This window comes from Streptosporangium lutulentum (assembly GCF_030811455.1).
GTDB classification, from domain to species: Bacteria; Actinomycetota; Actinomycetes; order Streptosporangiales; family Streptosporangiaceae; genus Streptosporangium; species Streptosporangium lutulentum.
Genome location: NZ_JAUSQU010000001.1, coordinates 4,275,436 through 4,296,767 on the forward strand (window position 1 = coordinate 4,275,436; position 21,332 = coordinate 4,296,767).

The following is a 21,332-nucleotide window of genomic DNA, read 5'->3' on the forward strand; positions in this document are numbered from 1 at the left end:
CCAAGACGGGCACGCGACTACTTCTTCTCGACCTTGTCCGGGCCCTCGTCCTCGTCCTCGTCGTCGTCGTCGTCCTCGTCGTCGATATTGGCGGGATCGCTGAGGATGTCGCCGAAATCAGGCTCGATGAAGGCCGGGCCGACACCTGCTTCGACCTTCTCCGGCTTCTCTTCGGCCTTCTGCTCCACGGGGGGAGACTGGACTTCGGGAGCGTTGTCGATGACGGGCTCGTCCTCCTCGTCATCGAGGTCGTCATCGCTTTCGATCTGCTCGTCGAGGGTGGCGACATCGTCGATGTCGACGTCGAGTTCGTCGTCGATATCCGCCTCCCCCTCGTCGTCGTCCTCGTCGTCGTCCTCGTCATCGCCGAGTTCGTCGTTGACGAGCTCGCCGTCCTCGCCGTCCTCGTCTTCTTCGAGGTCTTCGATCACGGCGCCGGTCAACTCCGCGTAGCGCTCGGCGGCGTCGGTCTCACCGTCCTCGTCGAAGGCCATCGAACGACCGAACCACTCGGCGGCGGGACCTTCATGACCCGCTTCCGCCAGGGCGTCGGCGTAGGCGAAGGCGAGGCGAGCCGACCAGGGCTGCGGACGAGTGTCACGCAGCTCGGGCAGGCGCTGGAGGGTGATGACCGCGGCGTCCTTCTGCCCGAGATCCCGGCGAGCGCCGGACTCCACGATGGCGAGCTCGATCTTGCCCATACGGTCGAGGTGCTCGGCCTCCTTGGAGCGGACCAGGTCAAGCGCACGCTCAGGACGGCCGAGACCGCGCTCGCAATCCGCCATGACCGGCAGGAACGCGTCAGAACCCGTCATACGACGGGCGGCTCGCAGGTCGCTGAGCGCCTCGGCGAAGTGCCCCGCATGATAGGCGGCGATACCGACGGCCTCGCGGATCACACCGATCCTGGCCGCGAAGCGACGGGCAACCTTGGTGTGCTCGTACGCCTCCTCGGCGTTGCCGTCGCCAAGGGCCCGCTCGGCCGCCACGAGGTGACGGGAGATCAGGTCGGCGAGATCGAGCGGAAGGGAACGCAGCTCTTCGCGGATCTCCTTGTCGAGCTCCTCCGCGGTGATGTCCGGCGCGAGGGGAGGCAGTTCTTCACGCTCCCGGCTCGGAGCCTCATCGCGGCTGTTAGGCCGTTCGTCCCGGCTGTAACGGGTACGGGAACCATCGCCTTCACTGCGGAATCCACCGTCGCGGTAACCGGAGGGGCGTCCACCACGGTCATCGCGGTTGAAGGAAGGACGATCGCCGCCACGATCGTCGCGGTTGAAGGGAGGCCTGTCCCCACCGCGGCTGTCGCGGTTGAACGGAGGACGGTCACCACCACGGTTATCCCGATTAAACGGAGGACGGTCACCGCCACGGCTGTCGCGATTGAACGCCGGTCGGTCACCGCCACTGCCGCCGTACTGGCTACGGGACTGGTCACGGTCACCGTAACGCGGACCACTTTCACGCGGCCCGGAAGGCCTCTGCCCACCACCGAAACGATCGTCGCGGTTGAACGCGGGACGATCACCCCCACGGCTGTCCCGGTTGAACGGAGGACGGTCACCACCACGGTTATCCCGATTAAACGGAGGACGGTCACCGCCACGGTTGTCGCGGTTGAAGGGAGGCCTGTCCCCACCGCGGCTGTCGCGGTTGAACGGAGGACGATCACCGCCACGGTTATCCCGATTGAACGGAGGCCTCTGCCCACCACCGGAACGGTCATCACGGTTAAACGGGGGACGATCACCCCCACGGTTATCCCGGTTGAACGCGGGACGGTCACCACCACGATCGTCGCGGTTGAACGCCGGCCTGTCACCACCACGGTTATCCCGATTGAACGGAGGCCTCTGCCCACCACCGGAACGATCGTCCCGGTTGAACGGAGGACGGTCGCCCCCACGGCTGTCGCGGTTGAACGGAGGACGGTCACCACCACGGTTATCCCGATTAAAGGGAGGACGGTCCCCGCCACGGCTGTCGCGGTTGAACGGGGGACGGTCACCACCACGGTTATCCCGATTGAACGCGGGACGGTCCCCACCACGGTTATCGCGATTAAACGGGGGACGGTCCCCACCACGGTTATCCCGATTGAACGCGGGACGGTCCCCACCACGGTTATCCCGGTTGAAGGGAGGCCTCTGCCCACCACCGGAACGGTCATCACGGTTAAACGGGGGACGGTCGCCGCCACGGCTGTCGCGGTTGAACGCCGGTCGGTCACCGCCACTGCCGCCGTACTGGCTACGGGACTGGTCACGGTCACCGTAACGCGGACCACCTTCACGCGGCCCAGAAGACCTCTGCCCACCACCGGAACGATCGTCACGGTTGAACGGAGGACGATCACCACCACGGTTATCCCGATTGAACGCGGGACGGTCACCGCCACGGCTGTCACGGTTGAACGGAGGACGATCACCACCGCGGTTATCCCGATTGAACGGGGGCCTCTGCCCACCACCGGAACGGTCATCACGGTTGAACGGGGGACGGTCGCCACCACGGCTGTCACGGTTGAACGGGGGACGATCACCGCCGCGGTTATCCCGGTTGAAGGGAGGCCTTTCGCCCCTATCACGAGACCCGTACGAACCGCCCGAATTCCCTTCACGGCGCTCGCCATATCGGGGGCCATCACCCGGCCGCCCCCTGTCACTGCCTGCGCGGTCGCCGCGCTGGCCTCCCCTATCACCGTATCCGCGGCTTTCGCCTTCTTCGCGTCGGCCTGCGTCGTCGCGCCCGTTATCACTGTTCACTTCTGGTCCATTCGTTTGCTCACTCGGCGAGCGCGTCCCGTCTCCTCATATGGATGGGACGATTCGCTGTGCGGGCGGTCTCCGGCCGCGGGGTGCGCCCCGTTCGCTATCGCTGCCCCGCCCTATCGTGGTCTGGCGCGACGAAGGCCATCCTCGGTGGGATGGCCCGGCCCCTCCAGCCTAGCAAGCTCACGAAAGTCCACACGCCTTATCCCTTGTGTATCCCTTATGCCCACAGGCGATCATGCACCCTGAAGTCAGCCATCAGGCATACTCGGCACCCACGTCAGCCGAGGGATGAGCCCCCACATCGCAGCCCGTTAACTCGGACGACGAGCCGGCGGTAGTCCCCCTCCGATACTGAGCGGGTGGCAGTGAGCGCCAGGCCTGGCTCAGTTCGCGAAGCCGTCCAGAGCAGCAGGAACCGCCTTGGCCATGGTACTGCTGCCGGTATGCCCCGAATCATCCACTACAACGAGCCGTGCATCAGGCCAGGCCTGGGCCAACTGCCAGGCGTTCTCCAGGGGGCAGCCCAGGTCGAAGCGTCCGTGGACAAGCACGCCCGGGATGCCGGCCAGCATGTACGCATCGCGCAACAAGATGCCTTCCTCCAGCCAGGCGGCGTTGGAGAAATAGTGAGCGCAGATGCGGGTGAAGGCCAGCAAATCTGCCTCTGGCCGGTCGCTGTAGGCGTTCGGCTTGCCGTTGACCTCCAGGGAGATCACCGCGTCCTCCCAGTCCGCCCAGTCGTGAGCGGCCTTGGCGCGTACGGCGAGGTCGGGGTCGGACATGAGCCGTGCGTAGGCGGCCAGCAGGTCACCGTCGCGTTCGGCCTCGGGAACGCCCTCGCGGAAGCGCTGCCACTGCTCGGGGAAGAAACGGCCCACACCGTGGTAGAGCCAGTCGATCTCAGAGCGGCGGGTCATACTGACCCCGCAGATGACCATCTCCGACACCCGCGTCGGGTGAGCTTCGGCGTAAGCAAGCATCAGCGTGGATCCCCACGATCCGCCATAGAGCAACCATCGGTCGACTTCGAGATGCTCGCGCAACCGTTCCATGTCAGCGACCAGGCGCTGGGTGGTGTTGGTGCTCAGATCGGCGGCCGGGTCGCTGGCGTGCGGCAGACTCCGACCGCAGTTGCGCTGATCGAACAGGATGATGCGGTAGCGCTCGGGATCGAATCCGCGGCGTTGACCAGGCGTACAGCCCGCGCCGGGACCGCCGTGGACGACGAGCGCGGGCTTACCCTCGGGGTTGCCGCAGACCTCCCAGTAGACGAGGTGGCCGTCACCGGTATCGAGGTGCCCATGGTCGTAGGGCTCGATCGGGGGATACATCGCTCCAAGATACAAGCGCCACCGAAGGCCCAGACCGGGAAGCGGTCCACCCTCTGGAAATGCATCCCAAGAGAGGAAAAGCCCTCAAGGGGACCCCCGGGAAAAGCCCTCAACGAAAAAAAGGGGGCTGAAAATGAAAGAAGGGCCACCCCGCATGGGGTGACCCTTCTTATCAAAGATTGTCCGGCGGCGACCTACTCTCCCACACCGTCCCCGGTGCAGTACCATCGGCGCTGAAGAGCTTAACTTCCGGGTTCGGAATGTAACCGGGTGTTTCCCCTTCGCCATAACCGCCGTAACACTATGAAACTATCAACACCACACACCCCCACCAACTCTGCCGTGGGGGGCGGTGTTTGCTGTTTCAGAATCACATAGTGGACGCGGGCAACACTGCCCTCCTACCAACCAACCCCAGCGGTCACGCGCTGCTCCGGACCCGGCGAAGGATACAGAGCGCAGCGACAACCACCATCGGTTGACCTTCAGAGCACGATTGCTTTGTGGTCAAGTCCTCGGCCTATTAGTACCGGTCAGCTCCACACGTTACCATGCTTCCACCTCCGGCCTATCAACCCGGTCGTCTCCCGGGGGCCTTACCCACTCACGTGGTGGGAGACCTCATCTCAAGGCGAGCTTCCCGCTTAGATGCTTTCAGCGGTTATCCCTTCCGAACGTAGCCAACCAGCCATGCTCCTGGCGGAACAACTGGCACACCAGAGGTTCGTCCGTCCCGGTCCTCTCGTACTAGGGACAGCTCCTTTCAAGTCTCCTGCGCGCGCAGCGGATAGGGACCGAACTGTCTCGCGACGTTCTAAACCCAGCTCGCGTACCGCTTTAATGGGCGAACAGCCCAACCCTTGGGACCTACTCCAGCCCCAGGATGCGACGAGCCGACATCGAGGTGCCAAACCATCCCGTCGATATGGACTCTTGGGGAAGATCAGCCTGTTATCCCCGGGGTACCTTTTAGCCGTTGAGCGACGGCGCTTCCACATGCCACCGCCGGATCACTAGTCCCAGCTTTCGCTCCTGCTCGACCCGTCGGTCTCACAGTCAAGCTCCCTTGTGCACTTACACTCGACACCTGATTACCAACCAGGCTGAGGGAACCTTTGGGCGCCTCCGTTACTCTTTAGGAGGCAACCGCCCCAGTTAAACTACCCACCAGACACTGTCCCTGATCCGGATCACGGACCGAAGTTAGACGTTCAAAACGACCAGAGTGGTATTTCACCAATGACTCCACCACCACTAGCGTGATAGCTTCAAAGTCTCCCACCTATCCTACACAAGACGTTCCAAACGCCAATGTCAAGCTGTAGTGAAGGTCCCGGGGTCTTTCCGTCCTGCTGCGCGTAACGAGCATCTTTACTCGTAGTGCAATTTCGCCGGGTCTGCGGTTGAGACAGCGGGGAAGTCGTTACGCCATTCGTGCAGGTCGGAACTTACCCGACAAGGAATTTCGCTACCTTAGGATGGTTATAGTTACCACCGCCGTTTACTGGCGCTTAAGTTCTCAGCCTCGCACACCGAAGTGCGCTAACCGGTCCCCTTAACGTTCCAGCACCGGGCAGGCGTCAGTCCGTATACATCGTCTTACGACTTCGCACGGACCTGTGTTTTTAGTAAACAGTCGCTTCCCCCTGGCCTCTGCGACCCCCACCAGCTCACAAAGCAAGTCTGATCACCAGCGGAGGCCCCCCTTCTCCCGAAGTTACGGGGGCAATTTGCCGAGTTCCTTAACCACAGTTCACCCGATCGCCTTGGTATTCTCTACCTGACCACCTGAGTCGGTTTGGGGTACGGGCCGCCACGACACTCACTAGAGGCTTTTCTCGGCAGCATAGGATCACCCACTTCGCCACAATCGGCTCGGCATCACATCTCAGGATTACATGAGAGGCGGATTTGCCTACCTCTCTCCCTACATGCTTACCCCAGGACTACCATCGCCTGGGCTGGGCTACCTTCCTGCGTCACCCCATCGCTTACCTACTACCAGTTCAGGCCAGGCGTTCAGCCTCACCCCTACACACCCCGAAGGATGCAAACGAGGGACTTAAGGACCCTTAGTATCACTGGATTCAGTATTGGCGCATCGTAGCGGGTACGGGAATATCAACCCGTTGTCCATCGACTACGCCTGTCGGCCTCGCCTTAGGTCCCGACTTACCCTGGGCGGATTAGCCTGGCCCAGGAACCCTTGGTCATCCGGCGCAGAAGTTTCTCACTTCTGATTCGCTACTCATGCCTGCATTCTCACTCGCACGGCCTCCACGACTAGATCACTCTGCCGCTTCGCCGGCCGCACGACGCTCCCCTACCCATCCACACACCTAAACCACAAAGGCTCAGCATACGTGTGAATGCCACGACTTCGGCGGTGTACTTGAGCCCCGCTACATTGTCGGCGCGGAATCACTTGACCAGTGAGCTATTACGCACTCTTTCAAGGGTGGCTGCTTCTAAGCCAACCTCCTGGTTGTCACTGCGACTCCACATCCTTTCCCACTTAGCACACGCTTAGGGGCCTTAGTCGGTGGTCTGGGCTGTTTCCCTCTCGACTACGGAGCTTATCCCCCGCAGTCTCACTGCTGCGCTCTCACTTACCGGCATTCGGAGTTTGGCTGACGTCAGTAACCTTGTCGGGCCCATTAGCCATCCAGTGCTCTACCTCCGGCAAGAAACACGCAACGCTGCACCTAAATGCATTTCGGGGAGAACCAGCTATCACGGAGTTTGATTGGCCTTTCACCCCTAAACACAGGTCATCCCCCAGGTTTTCAACCCTGGTGGGTTCGGTCCTCCACGCGGTCTTACCCGCGCTTCAACCTGCCCATGCCTAGATCACTCCGCTTCGGGTCTACAGCATGCGACTCAAACGCCCTATTCAGACTCGCTTTCGCTACGGCTCCCCCACACGGGTTAACCTCGCCACACACCATAACTCGCAGGCTCATTCTTCAAAAGGCACGCAGTCACATCACAAACAAAGCAAGCTTTGTTTACGCTCCTACGGCTTGTAGGCACACGGTTTCAGGTACTATTTCACGACCCCTCACCGGGGCGCTTTTCACCTTTCCCTCACGGTACTTGTTCACTATCGGTCATCAGGGAGTATTTAGGCTTACCAGGTGGTCCTGGCAGATTCACACAGGATTTCTCGGGCCCCGTGCTACTTGGGATCCCCTCAAACAGTCCAACCGATTTCGCCTACCCGACTCTCACGGTCTGTGGCGCCCCTTCCCAGAGGCTTCGACTATCGAAAGGATTTTTTACTGTCTACGAGAACGGCAGTCCCCGTCAGAGGGTCCCACAACCCCGCCCGCGCAACGCCTGCCGGCTATCACACGCGAACGGTTTAGCCTGTTCCGCTTTCGCTCACCACTACTCACGGAATCACTATTTGTTTTCTCTTCCTACGGGTACTGAGATGTTTCACTTCCCCGCGTTACCACCAACCGCCCTATACATTCAGGCGGAGGCAACACCACATGACTGGTGCTAGGTTTCCCCATTCGGACATCCCCGGATCAACGTCTGGTTGGCGACTCCCCGGGGCTTAACGCAGCCTCCCACGTCCTTCATCGGCTCCTGATGCCAAGGCATCCACCGTGTGCCCTAAAAAACTTGGCCACAAAGATGCTCGCGTCCACTATGCAAATCTCAAACAACAAACAGCGACCGTATCCACCCCACCACCAGACACCCACACCCCCGCGAAGAGGTGATGAGCCGATGTGGCAGGAGAACAGTCCCGCAAACGAGGAACCAATGACCTACCCGCATCCCGCGGCCAACGCCGCGAGGCAGGCATCAAGGCCACCACCCGACGGCGGTGACCTCGACGTGGCCCGTTTCCTCAGGACCCAACAGTGTGTCCGAACCCATCCGTGCTCCCTGAGCGGTCTTCCCACTCCCGTCCCCCCACAGGGGTTCAGGCGGTACCAACCGACCCGGGCGAGACCCAGATCATCCGATTAGCCAGTGCTCCACTAATGAGCGTGTCACGCAGGAAACATTCGCCCCTGACCGTGACGTAGACCCCGCAGCTTGCGCTGCACGGTCGGTGCTCCTTAGAAAGGAGGTGATCCAGCCGCACCTTCCGGTACGGCTACCTTGTTACGACTTCGTCCCAATCGCCAGCCCCACCTTCGACCGCTCCCCCCAGCAAGCTGGTTGGGCCACGGGCTTCGGGTGTTGCCGACTTTCGTGACGTGACGGGCGGTGTGTACAAGGCCCGGGAACGTATTCACCGCAGCGTTGCTGATCTGCGATTACTAGCGACTCCGACTTCATGGGGTCGAGTTGCAGACCCCAATCCGAACTGAGACCGGCTTTTAGGGATTCGCTCCACCTTGCGGTATCGCAGCCCTCTGTACCGGCCATTGTAGCATGTTTGCAGCCCAAGACATAAGGGGCATGATGACTTGACGTCATCCCCACCTTCCTCCGAGTTGACCCCGGCAGTCTCCAATGAGTCCCCAACCACCCGAAGGTGTTGCTGGCAACATTGAACAAGGGTTGCGCTCGTTGCGGGACTTAACCCAACATCTCACGACACGAGCTGACGACAGCCATGCACCACCTGTCACCCGATCCGAAGAGGCACCCATCTCTGAGTGTTTCCGGGCAATGTCAAGCCTTGGTAAGGTTCTTCGCGTTGCGTCGAATTAAGCAACATGCTCCGCCGCTTGTGCGGGCCCCCGTCAATTCCTTTGAGTTTTAGCCTTGCGGCCGTACTCCCCAGGCGGGGCGCTTAATGCGTTAGCTACGGCGCGGAAACCGTGGAAGGTCCCCACACCTAGCGCCCAACGTTTACAGCGTGGACTACCAGGGTATCTAATCCTGTTCGCTCCCCACGCTTTCGCTCCTCAGCGTCAGGTAAGGCCCAGAGAACCGCCTTCGCCACCGGTGTTCCTCCTGATATCTGCGCATTTCACCGCTACACCAGGAATTCCGTTCTCCCCTACCTACCTCTAGCCAGCCCGTATCGAATGCAGACCTGGAGTTAAGCCCCAAGCTTTCACACCCGACGTGACAAGCCACCTACGAGCTCTTTACGCCCAATAATTCCGGACAACGCTTGCGCCCTACGTATTACCGCGGCTGCTGGCACGTAGTTAGCCGGCGCTTCTTCTGCAGGTACACGTCAACTTCGTCCCTGCTGAAAGAGGTTTACAACCCGAAGGCCGTCATCCCCCACGCGGCGTCGCTGCGTCAGGCTTTCGCCCATTGCGCAATATTCCCCACTGCTGCCTCCCGTAGGAGTCTGGGCCGTGTCTCAGTCCCAGTGTGGCCGGTCGCCCTCTCAGGCCGGCTACCCGTCGTCGCCTTGGTAGGCCGTTACCCCACCAACAAGCTGATAGGCCGCGAGTCCATCCCTGACCGAAAAACTTTCCACACCCACCCCATGCGAGGAGGTGTCGTATCCGGTATTAGACCCAGTTTCCCGGGCTTATCCCAGAGTCAGGGGCAGGTTACTCACGTGTTACTCACCCGTTCGCCGCTCGAGTACCCCGAAGGGCCTTTCCGCTCGACTTGCATGTGTTAAGCACGCCGCCAGCGTTCGTCCTGAGCCAGGATCAAACTCTCCAAACAATGTCTGAAAAAGTTCACCCCAGCTGAAAGCACCCACCCCTCACACAAGAGGGGCGCGTGTATCAACCAAAGGAATCCGTCCCCCACCCGCAAAAGGTGGGATGAACGGGGTTGTGCATCATGCACTGGCTTTTAACACACTGTTGAGTTCTCAAGAAACGGACGCGTACACCGGAGTGAATCAGAACCCGCAGGGCCCGACCATCCGGGGCGTTCGTTGTGTTTTCTGTTGTGCTGTGTTCGTTTCTGTGTTCCGATCTTAGCAGGCCCGCCCGGTCCGAGTGAAATCGGCGCTTGCGCATCCGTTTCCATCGAACCCGCGAAATCCGCTAGGATCTCGACCACCCTGTTTCCAGGGCAACCCTCTAAACCTACCGTGACATCCAGGCCGTGCCAAATCAACCGATTTTCCGGTGATCAACACAGAGGCCGAACGCTCAGGTTCGTTCAGTGAGGGGCTCCCTGGGGCCCGTCCGCTGATTCAGCGTCCGGCTCGCTCCCAGGGCATTGAGAACATTAGGCGGCCCTCGTAACCCCGTCAAATCAGCTACATCGCAAGAACGTGCAGGTCAGCGCCGTTTCTCAGGAAAACCCGCACCGTTCGCTACCGGAACGTTACCCGCTGAACGACCAACGCCCCGGCCGAAACCGGGGCATTGACCAGCTGACAAGCACATCGCGCCAAGAACAGGACCTCAGTCCCGCGAAGGCATCAGACCGCGACGACCTCGATACCGCCGACGGAACGCTTGCCCCGGCGCAGCACCAGGAAGCGGCCGTGCAACAGGTCGTCCGCAGAGGGCACGTATGTCTCGTCGGTGACCTTGACGTTGTTGAGGTAGGCGCCGCCCTCCTTCACCGCGCGACGGGCCTCGGACTTCGAGTTGACCAGACCGCTCGCGGCGAGCAGGTCGACGATCGACGCGCCCAGCCCCGGTACCTCGGCACGCGGCACCTCGGCGAGGGCCTCCCCCAGGGTTCGCGCGGGCAGCTCCTCCAGCGAGCCCTGACCGAACAGAGCCGCCGAGGCCGCGATCACCGCGTCACACTCCTCGGCGCCGTGCAGCAGCGTGGTGAACTCCTTGGCGAGCGCGCGTTGGGCCGCACGCGCGGCGGGCCGCTCGGAGGACTCCTTCTCCAGCTCCTCGATCTCCTCACGAGACCTGAAGCTGAAGATCTTGAGGAACCTCACCACGTCGCGGTCGTCGGAGTTCAGCCAGAACTGGTAGAACGCGTACGGCGAGGTCATCTCCGGGTTGAGCCAGACCGCGCCGCCGGCCGTCTTGCCGAACTTGGTCCCGTCAGCCTTGGTGATCAGCGGCACGGTGAGGGCGTGCACATGGTTTCCGGTCACCCGGCGGATGAGGTCGGTTCCCGCGGTGATGTTGCCCCACTGGTCGCTGCCGCCGATCTGCAGTGTGCAGCCGTACCGCCGGTTCAGCTCCAGGTAGTCGTTGGCCTGCAGGATCTGGTAGCTGAACTCGGTGTAGCTGAGCCCGTCGCCACCGAGGCGGGCGGAGACCGACTCCCGGGCGAGCATGCGGTTGACCGGGAAATGCTTGCCGACGTCGCGAAGGAAGTCGATCGCGGACATCCCCTCGGTCCAGTCGAGGTTGCTGACCAGGATCCCGGACTCCTCATCCGAGAAGTCGATGAACTTCTCCACCTGGACACGGATTCTCGCGACCCATTCGGCGACGACCTCGGAGGAGTTGAGCGAGCGCTCGGTGCTCCGGCCGCTGGGATCGCCGATCAGCCCCGTCGCGCCGCCCACCAGGCCGATGGCCCGGTGGCCCGCCCGCTGCAGGCGGGTGAGGGCCAGCAACGGGACCAGGTTTCCGACGTGGAGCGAGGGCGCGGTCGGGTCGAAGCCGCAATAGACCGTGATCGGACCCTCGGCCATCGCCGCGCGCAAGGCGTCGATATCGGTGGACTGCGCGATCAGGCCGCGCCAGGCGAGGTCATCCAGAATGTCGGTCACGATCCTTGCTTTCCAATGCTCGAAGGGACATATACCGCTGTCGTACTACCCTGCCCGATCACTGCCTCGTTCCGCCACCCGAAAACTCTCCCTCGGACAAGGCGACCAGCGGGTATGCGCCTACCGGCGGCGAGGGACGTGCGGCCGGTACGGCGAGACGGTGCGATCTCCGTCGATCCAGAAGCGCCACGGCGTCTCCCTGCCCGTCGAGACCCCGGTGCGCGGCCCGGACATGATCGACCCCGCCTCGGCCGGCGTGCCTGCCCGGATGGAGATCGGACCGGGCACGCAGGCGTCAAGCCCGTTGTGTTCCATCGCGAGACCGAGCGCCACGGTCAGGCGTGCGGGTCCGCGGGCGAGGTCGCGTTCGGTGACGGTACGGCTCACGCCCGCGGTCCGGCGGGCGAGGGCGACCTCGACGCCGGAGATCACCTCCCCGGCCCGGAGCAGCACTCCCGAACCGATCCCCTCGGGCAGGCAGGCGAGGTTGGCACAGAAATGCATCCCGTACGTGAAGTAGACGTACAGGTGCCCCGGCGGTCCGAACATCACCGCGTTGCGGGGCGTCCGGCCGCGGTAGGTGTGGGAGGCGGGATCCTCTCCCGGCAGACCGTACGCCTCGACCTCGGTGAGACGCACCGCGACCGGCCCGTGCACGAGCACCCGTCCCAGCAGGTCCGGGGCGACCTCGTACGTCGGCCGGTCGAAGAACTCACGCGTCAGGAGCGCGGATCCGGCGAGCGGGTGCTCGCCGGATCCGTCAGCGAGCATGGGCGTGACCATGGATGGACGTCACCGGACCGCCTGCGGGCACCAACGAGGATCAGTTCCCACTCGCCCAGGCGGCCTGCACGTCGACGATCTCACGCAACGCGATGAGCTGGTCGCGGACCCTGTCGGGGGCGGTGCCACCGTGCGCCTTGCGTGCCGCCAGGGCGCCCGGTACCGAGAGCACCTCCCGCGAGTCGGGCGTGAAGTGCGGCGAGACCTTGATCAGTTCCTCGTCGGTGAGCTCGTCGAAACTCTTGTCGTTGACCTGGCACCAGACGACCAGATGGCCGACCGCCTCGTGGGCCTCGCGGAAGACGACACCCCTGCGGACCAGCAGCTCGGCAAGATCGGTGGCCAGTGCGAACCCGTCGGGGGCCGAGGCCTCCAACTTGGCGGTGTTGACGCGCATGGTGGCGACCAGGCCGGCCATGGCCGGCAGGACCAGCAGGAGGGTGTCCACGGAGTCGAACACCGGCTCCTTGTCCTCCTGCAGGTCGCGGTTGTAGGTCAGCGGCAGGCCCTTGAGGGTCGTCAGCAGCGCCACCAGGTTGCCGATGAGACGGCCGCTCTTGCCGCGGGCGAGTTCGGCGACGTCCGGGTTCTTCTTCTGCGGCATGATCGACGAGCCTGTGGAGTAGGCGTCGTCCATCTCGATCCAGCGGAACTCCTGGGAGGCCCACAGGACGATCTCCTCGCCCAGCCGCGACAGGTGCATGCCGATCATCGCCGCGTCGAACAGGAACTCGGCGGCGAAGTCACGGTCGGCGACGGCGTCCATCGAGTTGGGCGCGGCGGAGTCGAACCCGAGCTCCCGCGCCACCGCCTGCGGGTCGAGCGGCAGGGAGGAACCGGCCAGCGCGCCGGAGCCGAGCGGGGAGACGGCCGCGCGCCTGTCCCAGTCGCGCAGCCGTTCGATGTCGCGGGCGAAGGCGTGCACGTGGGCCAGGAGCTGATGGCCGAAGGAGACCGGCTGGGCGTGCTGCAGGTGGGTCATGCCGGGGGCCGCCGTCTCGGCGTGCGCCTCGGCCTGGCTCATCAGCGCGGTCTCCAGCTCGACCAGCCGGGACACGATGTGCCTGACGTGATCGCGGAGATAGAGCCTCAGATCGGTGGCGACCTGGTCGTTACGGCTCCGACCGGCGCGGAGCTTGCCGCCGAGCGTGCCGAGACGCTCCAGCAGGCCGCGCTCCAGCGCGGTGTGGACGTCCTCGTCGGCCACGGTCGGCCGGAACTCGCCCGTCTTGCAGGCCCGCTCCAGGTCGTCCAGGGCACCGAGCATGCGCCTCAGTTCGTCGTCGGTGAGCAGGTTCGCACGGTGCAGCACCCGGGCGTGCGCCCGCGAGGCCAGCAGGTCGTACGGCACGAGCCGCCAGTCGAAGTGCACGCTCACCGAGAGCCTGGTCAGCGCGTCGGCCGGACCTCCCTCGAACCGGCCGCCCCACAGCCGCATCGGCTTACCACCATCAGTCACCGTTGTTCTCCTCCTCATTCACAATCCGCGACCCTAGCCCAATCAGGCCAGCCGGGAGTCCCGGGCCGACGCAATCTTGGAGGGCAGGCTCCACAGCTCGACGAAGCCCTTGGCGAGGGACTGGTCGAAGGTGTCGCCGGTGTCGTAGGTGGCGAGGTTGAAGTCGTACAGCGAGGCCTCGGAGCGCCGGCCGGTGACCGTCGCCCGGCCGCCGTGCAGGACCATCCGGATCTCACCGGTGACGTGCTCCTGGGCCTCGGCGATGAAGACGTCCAGGGCCTTCTTGAGAGGGGAGAACCAGAGGCCGTCGTAGACCAGCTCGCCCCAGCGCTGGTCCACCGACCGCTTGAACCGGGCGAGGTCGCGCTCGACGGTGACGCTCTCCAGCTCCAGGTGCGCGGTGATCAGCGCGATGGCGCCCGGCGCCTCGTAGACCTCGCGGGACTTGATGCCGACGAGCCTGTCCTCGACCATGTCGAGGCGGCCGACGCCCTGGGCGCCCGCCCGCCGGTTGAGCTCGGCGATGATCTGGAACGGGGTCAGGTGCCGCCCGTCCAGCGCCACCGGGACACCCTTGACGAAGCTGATGATGACCTCGTCGGCCTCGCGAGGCTGGGCCGGGTCGGCGGTGTAGGAGTAGACGTCCTCGGTGGGGCCGTTCCAGATGTCCTCCAGGAAACCGGTCTCGACGGCCCGGCCCCAGATGTTCTGGTCGATCGAGAAGGGGTTCTTCTTGGTGGTCTCGATCGGGAGGTTCTTCTCCTCGGCGTAGGCGATCGCCTTGTCCCGGGTCCACGCGTAGTCGCGGGCGGGGGCGATGACCTTGAGCTCGGGGAAGAGCGCGGCCAGGCCGGCCTCGAAACGGACCTGGTCGTTGCCCTTGCCGGTGCATCCGTGCGAGACGTGGGTGCCGCCGAACTGCTTGGCCGCGTCGGCCAGGTGCTTGACGATCAGAGGCCGCGACAGCGCGGAGACCAGCGGGTAGCGGTCCATGTAGAGGGCGTTGGCCTGCAGGGCGGGCACGCAGAAGTCGGCGGCGAACTCCTCGCGGGCGTCGACGACAACGGACTCGATGGCCCCGCAGTCGATAGCCCGCTTGCGGATGACCTCCATGTCCTCGCCGCCCTGGCCGACGTCGACGGCCACGGCGATGACCTCCGCACCGGTCTTCTCGGCGAGGAAGGGAATGGCCACGGAGGTGTCGAGGCCTCCGGAAAAGGCGAGTACGACCCGGTCAGTCATGATCGATTTCCTCGAAGTCTTTTGTCTCAGATATCAGATGGTTCCGAGGGTCGCCCGCCTGCACGGGCTGGGTACGTCGGTCCGCGAGCCTGAGCAGCCCCTCGGCGACCAAGGACCCGCCCAGCGGATCACGGCTGATGACGAGGATCGTGTCGTCTCCGGCCACCGTGCCGAGGATGGACTCCCAGTCGGCGTGGTCGATGGCGGAGGCGAGGAACTGGGCCGCGCCCGGAGGTGTGCGGACGATCACCAGGTTGGCGGACGCCTCGGCGGAGACGAGCAGTTCCTCCGCGATCCGGCTCAACCTGGCGGCCGGGGACTCTCCCGCGCCGAGCCTGGTCAGCCGTATCCGGCCCCCGCCTTCGCCGGGAAGGGCGTAGACCAGGGAACCGTCCTCCGCGCGCAGTTTGAGCGCGCCGAGCTCGTCGAGGTCTCGCGAGAGGGTGGCCTGGGTGACCTCGACCCCGCTCTCCAGCAGGAGCTTGGCCAGTTCGGGCTGCGATCTGACCGGTTGCCGCCCCAGGAGGTCGGCGATCCGCGCCTGACGGGCGACCTTGGTCATGGGGATCGTCATGCGGGCTCCCCCCCGGGTCCCACGAGAGACGCGCCACGCCCGTCGGCGCCCCCGCCCGCCTCCACCGGCGAAACGGGCGAGACCGGCGAGACCGGGCTCGTCGCCTCGACCGGCTCGACCGGCTCGGTGGCCGAGATCAGCTCGGTCGCCGAGACCAGCCAGGACAGCAGGGCCTTCTGGGCGTGCAGCCGATTCTCCGCCTGGTCCCACACCACGCTCTGCGGGCCGTCGAGAACGTCGGCGGTGACCTCCAGCTCCCGGTAGGCGGGCAGGCAGTGCAGGAGGATCGCGCCGGGGGCCGCGCGGCCCATCACCTCGGCGTTGACCTGGAAGGGCATCAGGTCGGCGATTCGCTGTTCCTTGCCGTCCTGCCCCATCGAGACCCAGGTGTCGGTGGCGATCACGTTCGCGCCGTCCGCGGCCTCATCCGCGCCGGACAGCACGGTGACCGATCCGCCGGTCTCCGCCGCGATCTCTCCGGCCCGCCGGAGGATCTCCGGATCGGGCAGGTATCCGGCGGGAGCGGCGATCCGCACGTGCATGCCGGCCACGGCACCGCCGAGCAGGTAGGAGTGGGCCATGTTGTTGGCGCCGTCTCCGAAGTAGGCCAGGGTGAGCCCGTCGATCCTGCCGAAGTGCTCCCTGACGGTCTGCAGGTCGGCGAGGATCTGGCAGGGATGGAACTCGTCGGTGAGCGCGTTCACCACCGGCACCGAGGAGGCCGAGGCCATGGCTTCGATCCTCTCCTGCCCGGCGGTCCGCCACACGATGGCGCCGACCTGACGGCTGAGGAACCGGGCGGTGTCCTCGATGGACTCGCCCCGGCCCATCTGGGAGGTTCCGGCGTCGATGATCAGGGGCAGTCCGCCGAGTTCGCCGATGCCGGTCGCGAAGGAGACGCGGGTCCGGGTGGAGGGTTTGTCGAAGAGCATGGCGACGGTCTGCGGGCCTTCGAAGGGCCGGTGGCCGTACCGGTTCTTCTTGAGGGCGTCGGCCAGGTCGAGCACCTGGGCCTGCTCGGCGGGCGACAGATCATCGTCCCTCAGGAAATGCCTGATGTGCGCTGATTCCGCGGGCTTCCTAGTCATCTGCGGCCTCGTCAAGGATCGCGGGGAGCGCGGCCACGAAGGTGGCGATCTGGTCGGAAGTGATCACCAGCGGCGGCGCGAGGCGTACGACGCCGGGCTGGAGGGCGTTGACCAGGAAGCCCGCCTCCTGCGCCGCGGCCTGGAACGGTGCGGAGCGGTCGCCGGTCAGCATGAGGCCCAGCCACAGGCCGTCTCCGCGGACCCCCGCCAGCAGCGGGTGGTCCGTCGCGGCGATCCCGTCGGCGAGCTGCGCGCCGACCGTCCGGACGTGCTCCAGCAGGCCGTCCTTCTCGATCGTGTCGAGTACGGCGAGCGCCGCGGCGGCCGATACGGGGTTGCCCCCGAAGGTGGATCCGTGGTCGCCCTTGGCGAAGATCGTGCCCGCCGGGCCGAAGCCGACGCAGGCTCCGATCGGCATGCCGCCGCCGAGGCCCTTGGCCAGGGTCAGCACGTCGGGCAGGACCCCGGCGTGCTGGTGGGCGAACCAGTGCCCGGTCCGGCCGATCGCCGACTGGATCTCGTCGGCCACCAGCAGCGCGCCGTTGGCGTCGCAGATCTCCCTGGCGGCCTTGAAGTAGCCCTCGGGCGGGGGCACGACCCCGGCCTCGCCCTGGGTGGGCTCCAGGAAGACCGCGGCGCACTTGTCGGTGACCGCGCTCTTCAGGGCCTCGGCGTCGCCGTACGGGACGAACCTGACGTCCACCGGGAACGGGCCGAACTGGTCGCGGATCGACGCCTTGCCGGTCAGCGCGAGCGCGCCGAGGGTCCGGCCGTGGAAGGAGTTCTCGGCGGCCACGAAGTAGGTGCGGCCGTTCGTCTTGCCGTACTTGACGGCCAGCTTCAGGGCGGCCTCGTTGGCCTCGGTGCCGGAGTTGGTGAAGAACACCCGGGCCGGAGCGGCCAGCAGGTCGAGCAGCCGTTCGGCGAGCAGCACCTCGGGCTCGTGCAGGAACAGGTTGCTGGTGTGCGCGATCGTGGCCACCTGCTTGGACACGGCCTCGACCAGCGCCGGGTGGGCGTGGCCGAGCGAGCTGACCGCGATGCCGCCGATCAGGTCGAGATACTCACGGCCGTCGACGTCCCAGACCTTCGAGCCCTCACCGCGCGCCAGCGCCAGCGGGGGCACCCCGTAGTTCGGCATGAAGGCGGTCTCGAAGCGTTTGCTGAGCGCGTCTCCGACCGTACGCTCGTACAGGCTCACTCGTCACTCCCGTTCGACTGGACGGTGGCCGTCAGCCCCCGCTTGACCAGATTGGGCACTGCTACCGCCTCGGCGTCCGGCAGCACCATCGTTCCGATGCCCTGGTCGGTGAAGATCTCCAGCAGCACCGAGTGGGACACCCTGCCGTCGAGCACGTGTGCCTGGGGCACGCCGCCCTGGACGGCGGTCAGACACGCCTCCATCTTGGGCACCATGCCGCTGGACAGGCTCGGCAGGAGTTGTTCCAGCTCGGCGGCGAAGAGCTCACCGATCACCTCGTTGACCTGGACCGATGTCGTTCCATCCAGATCATCCACATTGTCCCCGCCGGTCACGTCGTTCATGCCTGCCGCGTCATCCGCGGCGGCCGCGCCGCCGGGGCTCCAGTTGCGGTAGAGACCCTCGACGTCGGTGAGGACGATCAGCTTGGACGCCCCCAGCGCCACGGCCAGCGCGGCGGCGGCGGTGTCGGCGTTGACGTTGTAGACGGTGCCGTCGTCGCTGCGCGCGATCGAGGAGATGACCGGGATACGGCCGTCGTCCAGCAGCGCCCGCACGGCCCCGGCCTCGACCTTGACGATGTCGCCGACCTGGCCGATGTCCACCTTGGCGCCGTCGACGACGGCGTGCTTGCGGACCGCGGTGAACAGGTGGGCGTCCTCACCGGACATGCCGATCGCGAACGGCCCGTGCCGGTTGATCAGGCCGACCACGTCCCGGTTGACCTGTCCGACCAGGACCATCCTGACGACCTGCATGGCCTCGGGACTGGTGACCCGGAGCCCGGCGGTGAAGGTGGACGCGATGCCCAGCCTGTCGAGATGGGCGTTGATCTGCGGGCCGCCTCCGTGCACGATCACCGGCTTGAGCCCCGCGTAGCGCAGGAAGACCACGTCCTCGGCGAACTTCTCGCGCAGATGCTCCTCGGTCATCGCGTTGCCGCCGTATTTGATGACGACGGTCGCACCGTGGAAGCGGGCCAGCCAGGGCAGCGCCTCGATCAGTGTGTGGGCCTTGTCCAGGGCCTCGTCGGCTCTCATGACGAGTACGCCGAATTCTCGTGGACGTAGGCCGCGGTGAGGTCGGTGGTGTGGATCGTCGCCGAGTGCGGGCCCGCCGACAGGTCGATGGTGATCGTCACGTCGCGGGGACTCAGGTCGACCTTGGACCGGTCGTCCCCGGCGGCGCCGCCCCGGCAGATCCAGATGCCGTTGATGGCCACGTTGAGCCGGTCGACCTCGAAGACCGCGTCGGTGGTGCCGACCGCCGACAGCACCCGGCCCCAGTTGGGGTCCTCCCCGTGGATGGCGCACTTGAAGAGATTCGAGCGGGAGACCGCGCGGGCGACGGTCACGGCGTCGTCCTCCGACGCCGCGCCGACGACCTCGATGGCGATCGCCTTGCTGGCGCCCTCCGCGTCCACCAGCAGCTGGCGGCTGAGGTCGGCGCAGACGGCGTGGACCATCTGCTCGAACTCGCCGAGGTCCGGAGTGACGCCGGAGGCGCCGCTGGCCAGGAGCAGCACGGTGTCGTTGGTGGACATGCAGCCGTCGGCGTCGAGCCGGTCGAAGGTCACCCTCGTCACGTTGCGGAGCACGGCGTCGAGCCGGTCGGCGGGCAGGTCGGCGTCGGTGGTGATCACGCACAGCATGGTGGCCAGACCGGGGGCGAGCATGCCCGCGCCCTTGGCCATGCCGCCGACCATGTAGCCGCCCTCGCCTCGTTTGAAGGAGATCTTCGAGACGGTGTCGGTGGTGCGGATGGCGTCGGCGGCGGCCAGGCCGCCGTCCCGGGCGAGCCGGCCGACCGCGAGGTCCACCCCGCCCAGCAGCGCGTCCATCGGCAACCGCTCACCGATCAGGCCGGTGGAGCAGACCGCGATCTCGCCCGCGGACTCCCCCAGCGCTCCGGCGACCTTCTCCGCGGTGGCGTGGGTGTCCTGGAAGCCGAGCGGTCCCGTGCAGGCGTTGGCCCCGCCGGAGTTGAGGATGACCGCGTGGACCCGGCCTCCGGCCAGCACCTGCTGGGACCACAGGATCGGCGCGGCCTTCACGCGGTTGGCGGTGAAGACGCCCGCCGCGGCGCGCGAGGGGCCGTCGTTGACGATCAGTGCCAGGTCGCGGGTGGCGCCGGACTTGATTCCGGCGTCGACACCCGCCGCCCGGAAGCCGAGGGGGGCGGTCACACTCATGGGGCAACTCCATTGAGAGGAAGGCCGAGTTCTTCGGGAAGGCCGAGGGCCAGGTTGGCGCTCTGGATCGCGCCGCCCGCGGTCCCCTTGGTCAGGTTGTCGAGGGCGATGACCACGACGACGCGTCCGGCGCGCTCGTCCAGGGCGACCTGGAGGACGGCGGTGTTGGCACCGAGGGTCATCGAGGTCGCGGGCCACTGCCCCTGGGGCAGCAGCCGCAGGAACGGCTCGTCCTTGGTCGCGGCCTCGTAGGTCTCGCGCAGGGTCTGCGGGGTGAGCTCCGCCCTGGCCGGGGCCGTGCAGGTGGCGAGGATGCCTCGGCTCATCGGGGCCAGCATGGCGGTGAAGGAGACCTTCACCGGCCCGCCCGCCAGCGGGGAGAGGTTCTGCTCCATCTCGGGGGTGTGCCGGTGGACGCCGCCGACGCCGTACGCGCTGACCGAGCCCATCACCTCGCTGCCCAGCAGGTGCGGCTTGAGCGACTTGCCCGCCCCGCTGGTTCCGGTGGCGGCGACCACGACCACGTCGGGCTCGACGAGACCGGCGGCGAAGGCGGGGAACATCGCCAGGGTGACGGCCGTCGGGAAGCACCCGGGGACGGCGATCCTCGAGGCGCCCCGGAGCCTGTCGCGCTGCCCCGGCAACTCGGGCAGGCCGTACGGCCAGGTGCCCGCGTGAGCGCCGCCGTAGAAGTGGTCCCAGGCGGCGGGGTCGGCCAGGCGGAAGTCCGCGCCGCAGTCGACGACCAGCGTGCCGTCGCCGAGCTGCTCGGCGACGGCGGCCGACTGGCCGTGCGGGAGCGCGAGGAAGACGAGGTCGTGGCCGGCGAGGGTCTCGGCGGTGGTGTCGAGCAGGATCCGGTCGGCCAGCGGGGTCAGGTGGGGCTGGTGGGCGCCGAGCGCGGTGCCCGCGCTGGACTTCGCGGTCAGCGCGCCGATCTCGATCTCGGGATGGGACAGCAGTAGACGCAGGAGCTCACCTCCGGCATAGCCGCTCGCGCCTGCGATGGCCGCTCTCATCCATCCCCCTCAACTCTGCATATTCATGCATTCAAACTCATGGACTTACTAGAGAGATTATGCATTGCCGAGGATTGCCATGCAAGTC

At 65.7% G+C, this 21,332-nt stretch carries 13 protein-coding genes and 3 rRNA genes; all 16 read right to left on the reverse strand.

The window, feature by feature from the left end:
- Positions 1-17 precede the first annotated feature (17 nt).
- Positions 18-989, reverse strand: a complete 972-nt coding sequence (locus tag J2853_RS19130) for a hypothetical protein (protein WP_307559807.1) — start codon at positions 987-989, stop codon at positions 18-20.
- A 14-nt stretch (positions 990-1,003) separates the two neighbouring features.
- On the reverse strand, positions 1,004-2,755 hold the full coding sequence (locus J2853_RS19135) for a hypothetical protein (protein ID WP_307559809.1): 1,752 nt from the start codon (positions 2,753-2,755) through the stop codon (positions 1,004-1,006).
- A 399-nt stretch (positions 2,756-3,154) separates the two neighbouring features.
- On the reverse strand, positions 3,155-4,102 hold the full coding sequence (pip, locus tag J2853_RS19140; RefSeq protein WP_307559811.1) for a prolyl aminopeptidase: 948 nt from the start codon (positions 4,100-4,102) through the stop codon (positions 3,155-3,157).
- 181 nt (positions 4,103-4,283) lie between these two features.
- Positions 4,284-4,400, reverse strand: a 5S ribosomal RNA gene (rrf, locus tag J2853_RS19145).
- Positions 4,401-4,605: 205 nt separating this feature from the next.
- A 23S ribosomal RNA gene (locus J2853_RS19150) occupies positions 4,606-7,741 on the reverse strand.
- A gap of 444 nt (positions 7,742-8,185) precedes the next feature.
- Positions 8,186-9,706: ribosomal RNA gene (locus J2853_RS19155) — 16S ribosomal RNA — on the reverse strand.
- The 16S, 23S and 5S rRNA genes sit together here, the layout of an rRNA operon.
- Positions 9,707-10,418: 712 nt before the next feature.
- Entirely contained in the window at positions 10,419-11,687 is a 1,269-nt protein-coding gene (gene tyrS / locus J2853_RS19160) for a tyrosine--tRNA ligase (protein WP_307559813.1), read from the reverse strand.
- Between the two features lie 120 nt (positions 11,688-11,807).
- Entirely contained in the window at positions 11,808-12,458 is a 651-nt protein-coding gene (locus tag J2853_RS19165; RefSeq protein WP_307559815.1) for a DNA-3-methyladenine glycosylase, read from the reverse strand.
- A gap of 52 nt (positions 12,459-12,510) precedes the next feature.
- Entirely contained in the window at positions 12,511-13,929 is a 1,419-nt protein-coding gene (gene argH, locus J2853_RS19170) for an argininosuccinate lyase (RefSeq protein ID WP_307559817.1), read from the reverse strand.
- Between the two features lie 42 nt (positions 13,930-13,971).
- Positions 13,972-15,171 carry an argininosuccinate synthase gene (locus tag J2853_RS19175; protein WP_307559819.1) on the reverse strand — a complete coding sequence of 400 codons (1,200 nt, stop codon included), beginning with the start codon at positions 15,169-15,171 and terminating at the stop codon, positions 13,972-13,974.
- Positions 15,164-15,745, reverse strand: a complete 582-nt coding sequence (locus J2853_RS19180) for an arginine repressor (RefSeq protein WP_307559820.1) — start codon at positions 15,743-15,745, stop codon at positions 15,164-15,166. Before J2853_RS19180 ends, J2853_RS19175 begins: the two co-directional genes overlap by 8 nt.
- Positions 15,742-16,833: an ornithine carbamoyltransferase gene (gene argF, locus J2853_RS19185; protein WP_307559822.1), complete on the reverse strand. Its 1,092-nt coding sequence runs from the start codon at positions 16,831-16,833 to the stop codon at positions 15,742-15,744. Before argF ends, J2853_RS19180 begins: the two co-directional genes overlap by 4 nt.
- Positions 16,826-17,974, reverse strand: a complete 1,149-nt coding sequence (locus J2853_RS19190; protein ID WP_307568732.1) for an acetylornithine transaminase — start codon at positions 17,972-17,974, stop codon at positions 16,826-16,828. The genes argF and J2853_RS19190 overlap by 8 nt, the downstream gene beginning before the upstream one ends.
- A gap of 56 nt (positions 17,975-18,030) precedes the next feature.
- Positions 18,031-19,074: an acetylglutamate kinase gene (gene argB / locus J2853_RS19195; protein WP_307559824.1), complete on the reverse strand. Its 1,044-nt coding sequence runs from the start codon at positions 19,072-19,074 to the stop codon at positions 18,031-18,033.
- A complete protein-coding gene (gene argJ, locus J2853_RS19200) occupies positions 19,071-20,225 on the reverse strand; it encodes a bifunctional glutamate N-acetyltransferase/amino-acid acetyltransferase ArgJ (protein ID WP_307559826.1) in 1,155 nt (384 codons plus the stop codon). The genes argB and argJ overlap by 4 nt, the downstream gene beginning before the upstream one ends.
- On the reverse strand, positions 20,222-21,244 hold the full coding sequence (gene argC, locus J2853_RS19205) for an N-acetyl-gamma-glutamyl-phosphate reductase (protein ID WP_307559828.1): 1,023 nt from the start codon (positions 21,242-21,244) through the stop codon (positions 20,222-20,224). Before argC ends, argJ begins: the two co-directional genes overlap by 4 nt.
- Positions 21,245-21,332 lie beyond the last annotated feature (88 nt).